The sequence below is a fragment of the Paracoccus chinensis genome, from assembly GCF_900102885.1.
Taxonomy (GTDB): domain Bacteria; phylum Pseudomonadota; class Alphaproteobacteria; order Rhodobacterales; family Rhodobacteraceae; genus Paracoccus; species Paracoccus chinensis.
Genome location: NZ_FNGE01000003.1, coordinates 95,735 through 110,708, shown reverse-complemented (window position 1 = coordinate 110,708; position 14,974 = coordinate 95,735). Strand labels below are relative to the sequence as shown.

General features: G+C 69.2%; 15 protein-coding genes. 6 read left to right on the top strand and 9 right to left on the bottom strand.

The annotated features are described in order from the left end of the window. Genes BLQ03_RS04265 through BLQ03_RS04255 form a run of 3 tightly spaced genes read left to right on the top strand, consistent with a single transcriptional unit; the run spans position 1 to position 2,450 of the window. Entirely contained in the window at positions 1-1,020 is a 1,020-nt protein-coding gene (locus tag BLQ03_RS04265) for a branched-chain amino acid ABC transporter permease (RefSeq protein ID WP_090753308.1), read from the top strand. Beyond that, a complete protein-coding gene (locus BLQ03_RS04260) occupies positions 1,013-1,756 on the top strand; it encodes an ABC transporter ATP-binding protein (protein ID WP_090753306.1) in 744 nt (247 codons plus the stop codon). Before BLQ03_RS04265 ends, BLQ03_RS04260 begins: the two co-directional genes overlap by 8 nt. After that, complete coding sequence (locus BLQ03_RS04255; RefSeq protein WP_090753304.1) at positions 1,749-2,450, top strand: ABC transporter ATP-binding protein; 702 nt, start codon at positions 1,749-1,751, stop codon at positions 2,448-2,450. The genes BLQ03_RS04260 and BLQ03_RS04255 overlap by 8 nt, the downstream gene beginning before the upstream one ends. A 93-nt stretch (positions 2,451-2,543) precedes the next feature. Here the strand turns inward: BLQ03_RS04255 and BLQ03_RS04250 are convergent, their stop codons facing one another. Together BLQ03_RS04250 and BLQ03_RS04245 are read right to left on the bottom strand one after the other, a co-directional pair. Beyond that, positions 2,544-3,443 carry a LysR family transcriptional regulator gene (locus BLQ03_RS04250; RefSeq protein ID WP_090753302.1) on the bottom strand — a complete coding sequence of 300 codons (900 nt, stop codon included), beginning with the start codon at positions 3,441-3,443 and terminating at the stop codon, positions 2,544-2,546. A 91-nt stretch (positions 3,444-3,534) separates the two neighbouring features. After that, a complete protein-coding gene (locus BLQ03_RS04245; RefSeq protein WP_090753299.1) occupies positions 3,535-4,407 on the bottom strand; it encodes a dioxygenase family protein in 873 nt (290 codons plus the stop codon). A gap of 262 nt (positions 4,408-4,669) precedes the next feature. Here BLQ03_RS04245 and BLQ03_RS04240 point away from each other — a divergent pair, with 262 nt between their 5' ends. The 3 genes from BLQ03_RS04240 to BLQ03_RS04230 all read left to right on the top strand — a co-directional run bounded on the left by BLQ03_RS04240 (position 4,670) and on the right by BLQ03_RS04230 (position 7,835). Continuing rightward, a complete protein-coding gene (locus BLQ03_RS04240) occupies positions 4,670-5,920 on the top strand; it encodes a benzoate/H(+) symporter BenE family transporter (RefSeq protein WP_217629651.1) in 1,251 nt (416 codons plus the stop codon). 14 nt (positions 5,921-5,934) lie between these two features. Further along, entirely contained in the window at positions 5,935-6,786 is an 852-nt protein-coding gene (locus BLQ03_RS04235; RefSeq protein WP_090753683.1) for a 3-oxoadipate:acetyl-CoA acetyltransferase, read from the top strand. Between the two features lie 158 nt (positions 6,787-6,944). Further along, complete coding sequence (locus BLQ03_RS04230; RefSeq protein ID WP_175558768.1) at positions 6,945-7,835, top strand: polyprenyl synthetase family protein; 891 nt, start codon at positions 6,945-6,947, stop codon at positions 7,833-7,835. On the opposite strand, the gene BLQ03_RS04225 is transcribed toward BLQ03_RS04230, so the two are convergent. From BLQ03_RS04225 to fni, 7 genes are all read right to left on the bottom strand, one after another. After that, entirely contained in the window at positions 7,832-8,743 is a 912-nt protein-coding gene (locus BLQ03_RS04225) for a phytoene/squalene synthase family protein (RefSeq protein WP_090753295.1), read from the bottom strand. The genes BLQ03_RS04230 and BLQ03_RS04225 overlap by 4 nt on opposite strands. Next, entirely contained in the window at positions 8,740-10,242 is a 1,503-nt protein-coding gene (locus BLQ03_RS04220) for a phytoene desaturase (protein ID WP_090753294.1), read from the bottom strand. Before BLQ03_RS04220 ends, BLQ03_RS04225 begins: the two co-directional genes overlap by 4 nt. Continuing rightward, the gene (gene crtY / locus BLQ03_RS04215; RefSeq protein ID WP_090753292.1) at positions 10,239-11,393 is read right to left on the bottom strand and encodes a lycopene beta-cyclase CrtY; all 1,155 of its coding nucleotides are present in this window, start codon (positions 11,391-11,393) and stop codon (positions 10,239-10,241) included. Before crtY ends, BLQ03_RS04220 begins: the two co-directional genes overlap by 4 nt. After that, entirely contained in the window at positions 11,390-12,598 is a 1,209-nt protein-coding gene (locus BLQ03_RS04210; RefSeq protein WP_090753291.1) for a glycosyltransferase, read from the bottom strand. Before BLQ03_RS04210 ends, crtY begins: the two co-directional genes overlap by 4 nt. A gap of 8 nt (positions 12,599-12,606) precedes the next feature. After that, on the bottom strand, positions 12,607-13,134 hold the full coding sequence (locus tag BLQ03_RS04205; protein ID WP_090753289.1) for a sterol desaturase family protein: 528 nt from the start codon (positions 13,132-13,134) through the stop codon (positions 12,607-12,609). Next, positions 13,131-13,853 (bottom strand): fatty acid desaturase, encoded by a 723-nt coding sequence (locus BLQ03_RS04200; RefSeq protein ID WP_217629650.1) that lies wholly within the window; start codon positions 13,851-13,853, stop codon positions 13,131-13,133. Before BLQ03_RS04200 ends, BLQ03_RS04205 begins: the two co-directional genes overlap by 4 nt. Positions 13,854-13,939: 86 nt before the next feature. Then, positions 13,940-14,959 (bottom strand): type 2 isopentenyl-diphosphate Delta-isomerase, encoded by a 1,020-nt coding sequence (gene fni, locus BLQ03_RS04195; protein ID WP_090753285.1) that lies wholly within the window; start codon positions 14,957-14,959, stop codon positions 13,940-13,942. Between the last annotated feature and the right edge of the window lie 15 nt (positions 14,960-14,974).

Genomic DNA, 14,974 nt, shown 5'->3' with positions numbered 1-14,974 from the left:
ATGTTCCGACACACGAGCCTGCGCTTCTGGGCGCTGGGCCTGATCGCCGCCGCTGCCGTGCTGCGGGCGCTGACGGCCGAATATTTCGGGGTCGAGATGGTGGCCGAGATCGCCATCCTGGCCATCCTGGTGATCGCGCTGGACATGGTCGCGGGCTTCGGCGGCATGGTGTCGCTGTGCCACGGCGCGCTGATGGGGGCGGGGGCCTATGCCTATGCCATGCTGACGGTCAAGGTCGGGCTGGCGCCCTCGGCCGCCTTTGCGGGCGCCATCGCCATCACCGGCGCGGCCTCCTGGCTGATCGGGGCCGTCTGCGGCCGCAGCCACGGCATCTATTTCATCATGGCGACGCTGGCCTTCGGGCAGATGGGTTATTCGCTGGTCTTCGAGCAGCCGGTCTTCGGCGGCGACGACGGCGTCTCGGGCGTGCCGCGGATCGACCTGTCCCTGATCGGGCTGGACCTGAACGATCCCCGCACCTTCGCCTTCGCCTGCCTGTTCGTCCTGGGCCTCGTCTACTGGTTCGCCACCCATGTCCTGCAGGCGGGGCTGGGGCGCACGCTGACGGGCATCATGCACAACGAGCAGCGGATGCGGGCGCTGGGCGTCAACGTCTGGCGCATCAAGGCGGACATGTTCGGCCTGTCGGGCATGATCGCCGCCGCCGCCGGTGCGCTGGCTGCGCAGCACGTCATGTTCGTCTCGCCCGGCCTTCTGAACTGGACCGTCTCGGGCGAGGCCTTGGTGGTCGTCATCCTCGGCGGGCTTGGCACCATCATCGGCCCGGTGATCGGCGCCATCGCCTTTGTCATGCTCAAGCACGAGGTCAGCGCCCACACGGACTACTGGCATCTTGTCGTGGGCCTAATCCTGATCGCCGTCGTCATGAGCCGCGCCAACGGGATCTTCGGCTGGCTGGAACAGCGCCTGTCCCGCGCTCGTCCCAGTTCTGCCCGCGACGTCATCGCCCACCAGGTCCGCAAGGACCTCGCCGCTCAAGGAGCGCTGGAAGATGCTTGAAACACGCAACCTGTCGAAAAGCTTCGGGGCCATCCACGTCACCCGGAACGTCTCGCTGAAGCTGGAACGCGGCGAGCGGCGGGTAATCCTGGGGCCGAACGGCGCCGGCAAGACCACGCTGTTCAACCAGTTGGTGGGTGAGATCACCCCCGACGAGGGTCAGGTGTTCCTGGCGGGCGAGGACGTGACCGCGCTGTCCGTCCAGGCCCGCGCCCGCCGGGGCCTGTCGCGCAGCTACCAGAAGAATACGTTGTTCGACGGCCTGACGGTCGAGGAGAACCTCGGCCTTGCCGCCTCGGTCACGCATGGCCATTGGCACAACATCCGCTACGACAGCCTGACGCGGCGCGACGTGCAGGACACGGTGCGCGAAGTGGCGGAACAGGTGCGGCTGATGCCCTATCTGCACGCCCGCGTCAGCGACGTGTCCTACGGTGTGCGGCGGCAGCTCGAGGTCGGCGTGGCGTTGGCCACCCGCCCGCTGGTCCTGCTGATGGACGAGCCGACCTCGGGCGTCGGCCCCGAGATGGCCAAGGGCTTCCACGATCTGCTTAACGACCTGCCGCGCGACCTGACGCTGCTGATCATCGAGCATGACATGGACCTGGCCTTCGCCGTGGCCGACAGCATCACCGTCCTGAACTATGGCGAGGTCGTCTTCGACGGCTCGCCCGAAGAGGCGCGCGGCAGCAGCCTGCTGAAGGACATCTATCTGGGAGCCTGGGAAGATGCTTGAACTGAACGCAGTCGACTCGGGCTATGGCGAGACCCAGGTCCTGCACGGCATGACCGTGACCGCGCAGGCGGGCCGCGTGCTGGCGATCCTGGGCCGCAACGGCGCGGGCAAGTCCACCACGCTGAAGACGGTGATGGGCCTGCTGCCTGCCAAGGCCGGGCAGATCACCTTCGAGGGCCGCGCGATCGGAAGCGGGCGCCCTTATGACATCGCTCGCATGGGGCTGGGCTATGTGCCCGAGACGCGCGACATCTTCCGTTCGCTGACCGTGCGCGAGAACCTCGAGCTTGCCGCCAAGCGCTTCCCCGCGCCCCCCGGCGGCTGGACGATGGCGCGGGTGCTGGAACTCTTCCCGCGTCTGGGCGAGCGGATGGCGAACGGGGGGATGCAACTGTCGGGGGGCGAGCAGCAGATGCTCGCCATTGCGCGGGCGCTGTTGATGAACCCGCGGCTTCTGATCCTCGACGAGCCGACCGAGGGTCTGGCGCCGATCATCGTCAAGCTGATCCACGACCGGCTGATGGACCTCAAGCGCACGGGCCTGTCGATGATCCTGGTGGAGCAGAACTTCGGCTTCGCCACCAGCTTGGCCGACGACGTGGTGATCGTCAGCAAGGGGCAGGTCGTCTGGACCGGCACCCCCGACGAGATCCGCGCCGACGCCGAGGCGCAGCACCGCTGGCTGGGGGTCTGACGACCAGCACAAGTGTCATGGCCGGGCAGACCTTCGCCCTGCGGCAGAGGGGCCGGGGGCAGGGTTCTGCCCCCCAATCCATTTCCCGGGGGTTCAGCCCAGCGTCCGGCGCGCGACCGACTGGGCGATGCGGACGAAGTTCTTCAGATGCACGCCCTGTTCGTCGATCCTGTGGTTCAGCGCCAGTTCGGTATTCGCCAGATGCGGCGAGAAGCGCAGGAAGCGGATGCCGTTGCGCGGGGCCGAGCCGACCGAGGCGGGGACGATGCACGCACCCTCACCGATCGCCACAAGGCTCAGCGCCGTCTGCAGGTCCATGGTGAAGCTGCGGCGGCGGATGTCCACCCCCTGCGCGCGGCAGGCCTCGATCACCGAGTCGGCGAAGCTGGGGCGCGGGAACTCGGGGTAAAGGATCATCTCCAGCTCGATCTTGCGCAGCTCTTCCAGCGTGACCTGGCCGCGCGTCGCCGTCTCGAAGGTGTCGGGCGCGGCCAGGACCAGCGGCTCCTCCAGCAGCTTGCGGGTCACGAAGTCGCTGTCCTTCAGCGCAGGCCGGGTGAAGGCCACGTCGATCTCGCGCGAGATCAGGGCGCGGTGCAGGCGCGCGTTGTTCATGGGCAGCAGCGTCAGGTTCACCACCGGATAGTTCGCGCGGAAGGACTTGATGATGTTGGGCATGATCCCGAAGGTCGATGAGCCGACAAAGCCGATCCGCAGCCGCCCTTCGGCCCCCTGCCCGATCCGGCGCAGTTCCAGCTTGATGTCCTCGATCTCGGCCAGCACGGCGCGTCCGCGCTCCAGCAGCCTCGACCCGGCCTGGGTCAGCGTGATCGCGTTGCGGCCCCTGTTGAACAGGACTGCGCCAAGCTCGTCCTCGAGCTGCTTGATCTGGCGGCTCAGCGGCGGCTGGGCCATGTCCAGCCGCTCGGCCGCGCGGCCGAAATGCAGTTCCTCGGCCACGGCGATGAAATAGCTGAGCTGCCGCAGGTTCAATGCGTCCTCACTGTAAGCCCCGACTGCGGCCCTGAAACGCATAATGCCCCCGGCGCGGCCGGGGACAAATCAATTTGGTTCGTTTTGTCGCTTATTCGGCCGCCAGCTGGGCGGTGGCGGCCTGCGCCTTCATGACGAAATCGAAGCGCACCTTCAGGTCGGTCCGGCTGTCACTCGCAGGCTCGAACCGGGCAACCAGGCTGTCCTTGACGGCGAAGACGCTGTCGTCGTCCAGCCAGTCGCTGTCGGCATCGAACACCTGGCTGACCAGGGTGCGATAGCCGTCCTTGGCCAGGATGAAGTGGATGTGGCCGGGCCGGTAGGGATGGTGGCCCATGAAGCGCAGCAGCTCGCCCGCGGTCTCGTCATCGGGGATCGGATAGGGAACCGGGCGGACGGCGACAAAGGCGAAATGGCCGTCCGCGTCCGTGACCAGGCGACCGCGCAGGTTGTAGTCGGGCTGGTCGGGGTCGTGGTTTTCGTAAAGGCCGTTCGGCGCGTCTTCCCAGACGTCCAGGGTCACGCCCTCGATCCCCTTGCCCTGGGCGTCGCGCACGTAACCCTCGAACCAGACGGTTTCCTCGTTGGGGAAGTGCTTCTGGATGATCGAGGCGCCCTTGGGCAGGACCGGCGGGTTCTCGCGGTAGAACGGGCCCAGCACCGTCGAGACGCTTTCGTTGCCCTCGACCGGGTGGGTCAGCATGTCCACCAGCACCTCGACGCCAAGGATGTCGCCGAGCAGGATGAACTCCTGGCGCTTGTCATCGCAGATCCGGCCCGCGCGGGCCAGGTAGTCGCAGGCATACAGGAACTCGCCATGCGTCAGGCTCACGTCCTTGCAGAACCCGTGCAGGTGTTTGATCAGGCTGGTCATGACCTCGCGCTGGCGGTCGCCGATGGGCGCCTTGTCGCCCAGCGAGGCGATCACCACGTCGGTCACGTTGTCGATTGTCACGTCGCGCATAGCTGCGTCCTCCTCCTGTCCGGTTGGCCGGAATGAAACGGGTGGCACTCTCCTCCCCCGCATGCCGCCATATTCCCGATGAAGCCCGTCCGCACCAATGCCGCGCCGGGTATCGGGGGATACTTCCCGCGTCATTGCCGCGGCGGCGGGGGGCGGACCAGTCTCGGGCCCTGTTGCGCGCCTTGCGGGCAAGCGGGAGGAACGGAATTGCGGGCAGGATTGCAGGCACGGGCGCTTGTCGCCCCGGCGGGGCACTGAGCCGATGGCCGTGGCCGGCGAACGAACCGCCCTGCCCGCCTGGCGCGAGGCTGCGGCGGCCATGTCGCCTTCGACCGTCACGGCGGGGTTCCTGTCGGTGCTGGTCTCCTATGCCGGGCCGCTGCTGATCTATCTTCAGGCCGCCCGCGCGATGGGGGCAAGCGACGCCGGGTTCTCTTCCTGGGTGATGGCGATCTCGATTGCAGCCGGCGTGACCAGCATCGGGCTGAGCCTGCTGACCCGCGCGCCCATCGTCACCGCCTGGTCGGCGCCGGGTACGGTACTGCTGATCTCGATCGGGTCGGACCTGCCCTTTTCCGATGTCGTGGGCGCCTTCCTCGTGTCGGCGCTGGTGATCCTTGCGCTGGGGATCACGGGCCTGTTTGACCGGCTGGTCGCGGCAATCCCGAAGCCTGTCGCCAGCGGCATGATGGCGGGCATCCTGTTCGGCTTCGGGCTGACGGCCATGGGCGCCATCGGCAGCGCGCCGGTGATCTTCGCGGTGCTGGTCACGGCCTACCTGGTCTTCACCGTGCTGCTGCCGCGCTATGCCGTGGTCATCATGCTGGCGGTGGGGCTGCTGCTCGCCTGGCTGGTCGAGGGCGTCCCGATGGGTGAGATCCGCCTGTCGCTTGCCCATCCTGTCCTGACCTGGCCCACCTTCTCGGTTCAGGCACTCGCGGGGCTGGCGCTGCCTCTGATCCTGACCACGCTGACGGGGCAGTTCCTGCCCGGCATGGCGATCCTGCGGGCCAATGGCTACCAGGTGGCGGCGCGGCCCATTGTGGTGATCTGCGCGCTGGCGTCCCTGCCCTCGGCGCTGTTCGGGGGGATCACGACGGCGCTGGCCTCGATCACGCTGGCGCTTTGCGCGGCACCCGATGCCCATCCTGACGCCTCGCGGCGATACGCGGCGGGCGTGGCCTGCGGGCTGTTCTTCTGCGTCGGCGGGCTGCTGGCGGGCACCATCGTCCAGCTGCTGACCCTACTGCCGGTCGCGGTGATCGCGCTGCTGGCGGGCCTCGCGCTGCTGGGGGCGATCGCGAAAAGCCTCGGCGACACCCTGTCGCCCGAGGGCACCACCCCCTCGGACCGGCAGGCGGGACTGCTGGCCTTCATGGTCACGACCTCGGGCGTGTCGCTGCTGGGAATCGGCGCGGCCTTCTGGGGCGTCGCCGTGGGAATGGCGGCAGTGGCGCTTTCGGCGCTGGCCGCGCGGCTGAAACGGTCCCCCGCATCATCACGCATCTCATGACGGAAATGGAAAGCATGACCCAGACGACCAATCCTGCCGATACCCCCTGCATCATCTGCGTGGCGATTACTGGCAGCCTGCCCACCAAGGACAACAACCCCGCCGTCCCGATCACGGTCGCGGAACAGATCGAATCGACACAGGAGGCCTTCGAGGCCGGCGCCACCATCGTCCACTGCCATGTCCGCGACGACCAGGGCCAGCCCACCTCGGACCCCGACCGCTTCGCGGCGCTGAAGGAAGGGCTGGAGAAGCACTGCCCCGGCCTGATCATCCAGCTTTCGACTGGAGGCCGCTCGGGCGCGGGGCGCGCACGCGGGGGAATGCTGCCGCTGCGGCCCGACATGGCTTCGCTGTCGGTGGGGTCCAACAACTTCCCGACCCGCGTCTACGAGAACCCGCCGGACCTGGTGGACTGGCTCGCCTCGGAAATGAAGGTTCACGACGTCAAGCCAGAGATCGAGGCCTTTGACCTGTCCCATATCGTGCAGGCCGCGCGGATGGCGCGGGACGGGCGGCTCAGGGGGCCGCTTTACGTGCAGTTCGTCATGGGGGTGAAGAATGCCATGCCCGCCGACGAGCCGATCTTCGACTTCTACATTGAAACGCTGAAGCGCCTGGCGCCCGATGCGCAATGGTGCGCGGCCGGAATTGGGACCGAGCAGTTGCGGATCAACGAATGGGCCGTCGCCAAGGGCGGCCACACCAGGACGGGGATGGAGGACAACGTCCGCCTGGACCGCGACACCCTTGCCCCGTCCAACGCGGCGCTGGTGCGGCGGGTGGTGGAACTGTGCGAACGCCACGAGCGTCCCGTCGCCACCTGGCAGCAGGCGCGGCAGATCCTCGGACTGCGGGCGGCCTGAGGGCACGGCATTTCAGGTCGCATTGAACCGGCGGCGGCCTTCGGCGCTTTCTTTGCCGAGGGTCACGGTTGCGGCTTCCCGTCCGGCCCCTGATGTCTGATATTCTGGATCAGATGTGCGACAGCAAAGCGGCAGCGGTTTGGATGGATGACAAGTGCATGCGTGACGTGACCCGACCCGCCGACTGGCGCTGTGTCGTGGATGACCGTCTGGCCGAGGTCGCGGCGGACTTCGGGATGGCCTCTCCGGCCCTTGGCCGGGCGATGGCCGAGGCGGTGCTGGCGCCTGGCAAGCGGTTCCGCGCCATGGTCCTGCTGATCGCGGGCGAGGCGACAGGCGGCGTTTCCCCCGCGCTTGTCGATGCCGCCTGCGCGATCGAGCTGGTGCATACCGCCTCGCTGGTCTTCGACGACCTGCCCTGCATGGACAACGCACAGGCACGGCGGGGGCGGCCCACGACGCATCTTGTCCATGGCGAATGCCGCGCCATCCTGGCGGGGATCGCGCTGGTGACCGAGGCGATGCGGCTGCTGGCCACCGCGCGCGGGGCGGACCCGGACACGCGCGCCCGGCTGGTTGCCCTGCTGTCCGCCGCCATCGGCCCGGCAGGGCTTTGCGCGGGCCAGGACCTCGACATCCACGCGCCCAAGGACGCGGCGGGGGTGCAGCGCGAGCAGGATCTCAAGACCGGCGCCCTGTTCGCTGCGGGGTTCGAGATGTTCGGCCTGCTGCAGCATCTTGGCGCGGCCGACATGGACCGGCTGGCCGCGCTGGGGCAGACGCTGGGCCGCGCCTTCCAGTCCTACGACGATCTTCTGGACGTGCAGGCCGAGGCGAGCGCGATCGGCAAGGACACGCGCCGCGACACGCAGGCTCCGGGGCTGGCGCGAGGGGTCCTTGCGGTCCGCAGCCTGCCACAGGCGCAGGCGCATTACGACGCCCTGCGGACCGAGGTGGACGATCTTCTGGGCGGCTGCGGCTTCGACAGCCTGGCTCTGGCCGCGCATATCGCCCGCGTGTTGCCCGGCCGCGCCAGCGTCGCCGCCTAGGCGCGGGGCCGCGTCCACAACCCGTCGCGCGGCATGGCTCTGGCCCTGACGCGCGAGACGCCTGCATCCCCCAGCGCCCGCAGCGCGAGCCCCGCCTTGGCCGCGCCCGAGGTGCCGATGCGCGCCTGATAAGCCTCGGGTCCGCCGCGCCGGATGCGCGTGCCGATTGCGCGATAGATGCGCGCCGCCGCCGCGATCGACCAGGCGCAGCGCATGGGCAGCGCCGGAAGCCCCGCGAAGGCCGAGGCGTAATAGGGCTCGGCCGCGTCAAGCAGGCGCAGGATGACGGCGTAAAGCTCGGGGGAAGGGATGTCGCCCTCGACCTTCGCGCCCGCTTCTTCCACCCAGTCGCCTGGCAGGTAGATGCGTCCGATGCGGGCGTCGTCGATCACGTCGCGGGCGATGTTGGTCAGCTGGAAGGCCAGCCCCAGATCGCAGGCCCGGTCCAGCACCGCCGGGTCGCGCACTCCCATGACGCGCGCCATCATCACCCCCACGACCCCCGCGACGTGGTAGCTGTAATCCAGCGTGTCGTTCAGCGTGCGATAGTCCCGCCCCGCCACGTCCATTGCAAAGCCGTCGATCAGGTCCAGCGGCCAGCGGTCAGGGAAGTCATGCCGCCGCGCCACCGCCCGCAGCGCGGCGAAAGGCGGGCTGATCGGGCCGCTGCCATGCAGCGCCTCCAAAGTCTCGGCCTTGAGCCGCGCGAGCCGCTCGGCCGGGTCGCCCTGTGCGACGGGCGTGCTGCCAAGCTCCTGCCCGTCCACCACATCGTCGGCGTGACGGCACCAGGCGTAAAGCATCACGGTGTCCTCGCGGATGCCCGCCGGCATCAGCTTCGCCGCCGCGGCAAAGCTTTGCGACCCTGCCGCGATGGCAGCTTGCGACTCCGCGACAGGCGCGCTCATGCCGCGCCCGCGTCGGCCAGCATCACGCCCGCCGTGGCCTTGGCGGAACCCACGACTCCAGGGATGCCCGCGCCCGGGTGCGTCCCCGCGCCGACGATATAGAAGTTGCGGATGCTGCGGTCACGGTTGTGGGGCCGGAACCAGGCGGATTGGGCGAGGATCGGCTCGACCGAGAAGGCGCTGCCGTGATGGGCGTTCAGTTCCGACGCGAAATCGGAGGGAGAGAAGATGCGCTTTACCCGCAGGTTGGCGCGCAGGTTCGGGATCAGCCGGTCTTCCAGACTGGCGAGGATGCGGTCGGCATAGGCCTCGCCCTCGCTCGCCCAGTCGATCGCCGCGCGGCCCAGGTGCGGGACGGGGGCGAGGACGTAATGCGTGGACATCCCCGGCGGGGCAAGGCTGTCGTCGGTCACGCTGGGCGAGTGGAGGTAGAGCGAGAAATCCTCGGCCAGCTTCGGGCCGCGGAAGATCTCGTTGACCAGTTCGCGATAGCGGGGGCCGAAGAGGATCGTGTGGTGTGCCAGCCCTTCAGGGCGCTGCGACAGACCGAAATGGATCACGAACAGCGACATGGACCAGCGCTGGCGTTTCAGCAGCGCGGCCTTGGTGCGGCCGCGCCGGGTGCCGCCCAGAAGGTCGCGGTAGCTGTGCATCACGTCGGCATTGCTGGCGACCATGTCGGCGCTCAGGCGCGTGCCGTCCGCCAGCGTGACGCCGGTGGCCCGCGCACCTTCCGTCTCGATCCGCGCCACCTTGGCGTTCAGGCGCAGCGTGCCGCCCAAGCGTTCGAACAGTGCGACCATGCCAGAGACCAGCGCATTGGTGCCGCCCTTGGCGAACCAGACGCCCCCGCGCCGTTCCAGTGCGTGGATCAGCGCATAGATGGAACTAGTCGAGAACGGATTGCCCCCCACCAGCAGCGTGTGGAAGGAAAAGGCCTGCCGTAGGTGCGGGTCCTTGATGAAGCGTGCGACGACGCTGTGGACCGAGCGATAGGCCTCCAGCCGCACCAGCGCAGGCGCAGCCTGCAGCATCTGGCCCAGCTTCAGGAAGGGCACCGTGCCCAAGCGCAGGTAGCCTTCCTGGTAAACCTGCTCCGAATAGTCGTGGAAGCGGCGGTAGCCGTCGAGGTCGGCGGGGTTGAAAGCGGCGATCTCACGCTCCAGCGCGTCGCCGTCGTTGACGTAGTCGAAGCGTTTCCCGTCGGGCCAGAGCAGCCGGTAGAAGGGGCTGACCGGCAGCAGGGTCACGTCCCGCGCCATGTCCTGTCCTGACAGCGCCCAGAGTTCGCGCAGGGCATCTGGATCAGTGATGACAGTTGGGCCGGCATCGAACACATGGCCTTCCTCGCGCCAGACATAGGCGCGGCCGCCGGGCTTGTCGCGCGCTTCCAGCAGCGTCGTGGCGATGCCCGCCGACTGCAGGCGGATGGCGAGCGCGAGCCCGCCGAAGCCCGCGCCGATCACGATGGCCGAGCGGGGAGAGGTGCCTGACGTCACGTAGTTTCCTTCAGCAGCGGCGCTTCGCGCAGGCAGGGCAGCGCGTCGCGGATGGGAATGGGGGGCTTGCCGGTGACGATCCGCAGCCGGTCCAGCCGGGTCAGCTTGCCGGCATAGAAGCGTTCGATCAGCGGCTCGGGCAAGCGGTAGAAGCGGGACAACACGCGGTGGCGTTCCTCTGGCGCGCAGCCATGGAACAGCATCCGGTTCAGCAGGCGCAGGAAGCGGTCGTCCCCGGCACGAGCCAGCGCATGGGCGCGGACGGCGCGGAAGACGGCGGCGGTGGTTGGTTCGCTGGCGGCGACCACATCCGCCACCTGCGCGGCAACCGGCAACGAATAGCCGGTGACAGGGTGGAACAGGCCCGCGCGCATCCCCACGGGCACGGATCCGCCCTGTGCCTCGGCCCACAGGTTGGACGCGTCATGGGCCAGCGCGATGGGCAGGACGCCGCGCTCGCGTCGCACCTCGCGGCCGCGCCAGCCCTTGTCCTTGGCATAGTCGACAATGGCGCGGGCAAGCGCCACCTCGTCCAGCGCCGCGCCGTCGCTGTAGCGCGTGTCCTCGATCAGCAGGCGCGTGGGGGAAAAGGGCAGCAGGTAGACGAAGCGATAGCCGTCCTGCTGGGGCACGGTTGCGTCCATGATCACCGGGCGGGTGACACCGTGGGGGGCGTCCATCTCGAACTCGAGTCCCACGAACTTCTGATAGCCGGTGACAAGATGGCGCGAGAGCACGGCCCCCCGTCCATCGATCACGCAGGGCGCCTCGATCCGTTCGCCACCAAGGGTCGCGCCGCCCGAGTCCAGCGTGGTGATCTCGGCATTCCAGCGCAGCGTGACGCCGGGGGTCTCCTCCAGAAGCCGCGCCAGCCCAGCGCCGTCCAGCGAGGCATAGCCTGCTCGCAGGATTCGGGCGTGGTCGGGAAAGCGGACCTCCTGCCCCTGCCAGCGGCAGCGGATCGCGGGGGCAAGGCGGCGGTGCCAGGAAAGCCGCAGGTCGGGGTCGTGAAAGGACCAGGTATGAGAGTCAGACGGGCCCGGCGCCCGGTCCAGCATCAGGATGCGCGTGCCCGGTCGCCGTTCTGCCACCGCCAAGGCGATCAGCGCATTGGCGAGGCCCGCGCCGGCGAGGATCAGGTCCGGGTTCATGCGGCCGCCCTGCGGACAAGCCGCGCCTCGATCAGGTCGGCGGCACGGGTGACGCCACCTGCAACGGCGATCTCGGCGGCGGGGCCCGCCAGTGCGGCGCGATAGGAGGGATCGGACAGGACCGCCTTCAGCGCCTCGCGGATCGTGGCGCGGTTGGCGCGGCGCGGAGGCAGGACGCGGGCCGCGCCGTGGAAGGCCAGCCGGGCGGCGGTGGCGGGCTGCTCGAAGGCCAGCGGGATCGCCACCATGGGCACCTGAGCCGCCGCGCAGTCCAACACCGTATTCAGCCCGGCATGGGTGACGCAGGCATCCGCCCGGGCCAGCACCGCGCGCTGCGGGAAGAAGTCGCGGACGATGGCGCGGCCGGGCAGCGCCTGCGCCTCGGCCTCGGTCAGCCCGCCGCAATGGGCAAGCGCGAGGCAGACGTTCAGGTCCTCGGTGGCCCCGGCGATGGCGGCAAGCAGCGCCCGCCTGCCGCCCTGCAGCGTCCCAAGCGAGGCAAAGACCAGCGGCCTGCCCCCGGTGTTCAAGTCGAACTCGTCGGGTGCCCCGTCGCGCAGCGGCCCGACCGCCCTTGCCCCCGCACCTACCGCATGGGGAAAGTCCAGCGAAGGCACCATCTGCCGCAGGTCGAGGTCGGGCGAGATCCAGTCGTCGATCCGCTGCCGCATCGGCAGCCGGTAATCGCGGCAGCCCTGCGCCAAGGCGCCCGCTTGCAGCACCATCAGCGCATCCGACACCCGCCAGCCGCCCCGGTTGCGCTTGCGGCCTTCCGCGCCAGCAAGAAAGGGCCAGCCGACGAAGGGCGGCGGGATCGCCTCGTCCCGGTCCAATGGCAGCGCCGAGGCGAGCGTCACGCGGGGGATGCCCGCCGCCTCGGCGGCAAGGCTGGCGCCCGGTTCCGCCTGATCGGCCACCACGAGGTCGGGGCTCAGGCGACCCAGCGCCTCGGGTCCGTGGCGGACGAAGGCGCGGGTGGCGGCGGCAGTGGCCGTCAGCGTCCGCAGAAGCCCGGCATTGTGCAGGTCCGGCTCGCGCGTTCCGAGGCTCTCGAACCGCAAGCCCTCACGCGCAGCCAGAGGCCCAAGACCTTCGCCACCGACCATACGGCAGTCATGCCCGCGCCTTGCCAGAACCCGGGCGAGTGCCCCGTGGACGGCGGCGTGGCTGGACAGGGCGGGCAGGCAGAAGGCGATGCGGGCCATGCTGGTTGTCAGTCTTCGCCGCGGTCGGGCCGCCAGGCATCCTGGTGGCGCGACTGGCGCTGCGCAAGAACGCCCGAGGCCTTCAGCCGCGCCTTGAGGTCGTCCACCGGCGGCGCATAGACAAAGCCGAAGGAAACGCAGTCGTCGCGGCCTTCCACCGCGTGATGCAGCCGGTGCGCCTGATAGAGCCTGCGGAAATAGCCGCGCCGGGGGACATAGCGGAAGGGCCAGCGCTGGTGCACCAGCCCGTCGTGGACGATGAAATAGATCACGCCATAGACGCTCATCCCCACGGCGACCCACCAGAGCCAGGGCCACCAGTGGCTGCCCACCATGAACAGGACGATCGAAAGCCCCGCGAAGACGACGGCGTAGAGGTCGTTCTTCTCGAAGGGGCCGTGGCGGTCCTCGTGATGGGACTTGTGCCAGCCCCAGCCCAGGGGACCGTGCATGATCCAGCGGTGGACGGAATAGGCCACGGCCTCCATCACGACGACGGTCATGACAACGATCAGGGCGGGGCCGAGAATGCTCATGCGCGCGTCTTGCGGGTCGAGGGCAGCCGCCACCACGGCACCGAGGGGTGCAGGTGGTGTTCGTGGTGATAGCCGCCGAAGTGGAAGCAGGTCAGCAGCGACACCGGATCGCTGACGCGGGTGGACCGCGCGTTGTGGCGGTCGGGGAACTCGTCATGGCCAGGCCGGTGCGGCAGCCAAGTGCCGAAGACGAAAAGCTGCATGGACGCGAGGATCGAAGGCACCGACCAGAAGGCCACATAGGGCCAGCGCGGGCCGAGGATCAGCGCGTAGAGGATGACCGAGCCGCCCAGCACCAGCACCTCTCGCAGTCCGAAATAGGTGCGGACGAAATCCGCATACCAGCGCACCGGGCCGCCATGGCCGAAGTCGGGGTCGTCGTCGGTGCCCGCGTGGCGGTGGTGGGCCATGTGCTTGACGATCAGCTTGCGCCAGGAAAACCCGGCATAGAGCATCAGAGCCAGCCCGCCCACGGCTGCATTCAGGCGCGGGCGCCCCGGCGCGACCGCCCCGTGCATGGCGTCATGGGCGACGATGAACAGCCCGACGGACAGCCAGGTCAGGCCGACAAGGCACAGGACCGCCAGCAGCGGATGCGTCACAGCGTCCAAGTGCCAGACGGCAAAGATGTGCAGGGCCAGCCATGCGCCGATCACCCCTGCCGAAAGGGTCAGGCTGACAAGACTGGTGGCAAGGGGTCGTCGCAACGCCTGGGACAAGCCGGCTCTCCCTTCTTCATCCTGTAACGTTTGTGCCAGAGTATAGCAGCAGCCCGACCGCTTCCAGTAGTCACCTGTGCCGGCTGTCACGCAAAAGGGGCGCGGCGCAGTGCCGCAAGATCGCGCGAGCCGGTGCAGAACATGGCGATGCGAAGCTGCTCGACGACCTCGGACAGATGCGCGGCCAGCGCCTCGGCGCCCTCGCGTGCGGCGGGCAGCGCGCCGGCCGCCTGCCCGGCAAGGTCCGCGCCCAGCCGGATCGCGCGGGCCACGTCCAGCCCGTGCCGCAGCCCGCCCGAGGCAATCAGCGTCGCGTCCGAGGGCATCAGCGGCGCCAGCGCGGCCACGGCCTCGGCGGTAGGAATCCCCCAGTCGAAGAAGGGCGCAGCGATGCGGCGCAGGCGGTCATCGCCGCGCTCGGCCTCGACCCGCGCCCAGCTCGTGCCCCCGACACCGGCCACGTCCAGGATCACCACGCCCGCATCCAGAAGCCGCCGCCCCACGGCGGCGGACAGGCCCGCACCGACCTCCTTGACGCCAAGCGGCACCGGCAGCGCGCGGGCCAGCGCCTCGATCCGCGCCAGCAGGCCCGAAAAATCGCGGTCGCCGCCGGGCTGGATCGCCTCCTGCAGGGGGTTAAGATGCAGCATCAGCGCGTCGGCTTCCAGCATCTCGACGGCGCGGCGCGCCTCGTCCACGCCCATGCCGCGCGCAAGCTGCACCGCGCCGAGGTTGCCGAGGATCGGGACACTGGGCGCCCGCGCCCGAAGTTCGGCCCCGAGGCCGCCCGTGCCGCGCCCCTCGATGGCGATGCGCTGCGACCCCACGGCCAGCGCCAGCCCCAGCGCGCCGCAGGCCTCGGCAATGGACAGGTTGATGCGCCCGGCCTCGGCCGTGCCGCCGGTCATTGCGGACACCATCAGCGGCGCGGACAGGCTGCGGCCAAGGAAGGTCGTCCCCATGTCGATGGCGTCGAAGGACAACTCGGGCAGCGCGTCATGGACGAAGCGCACGGCATCGAAGCCGGTGCCGCGTGTTTCCTGCACGCCGCGCCCTTCGGTTACGATCGCCAGATGCTCGGACTTGCGGTCAGCGATGTCGTCCATGCACACCCCGGATGC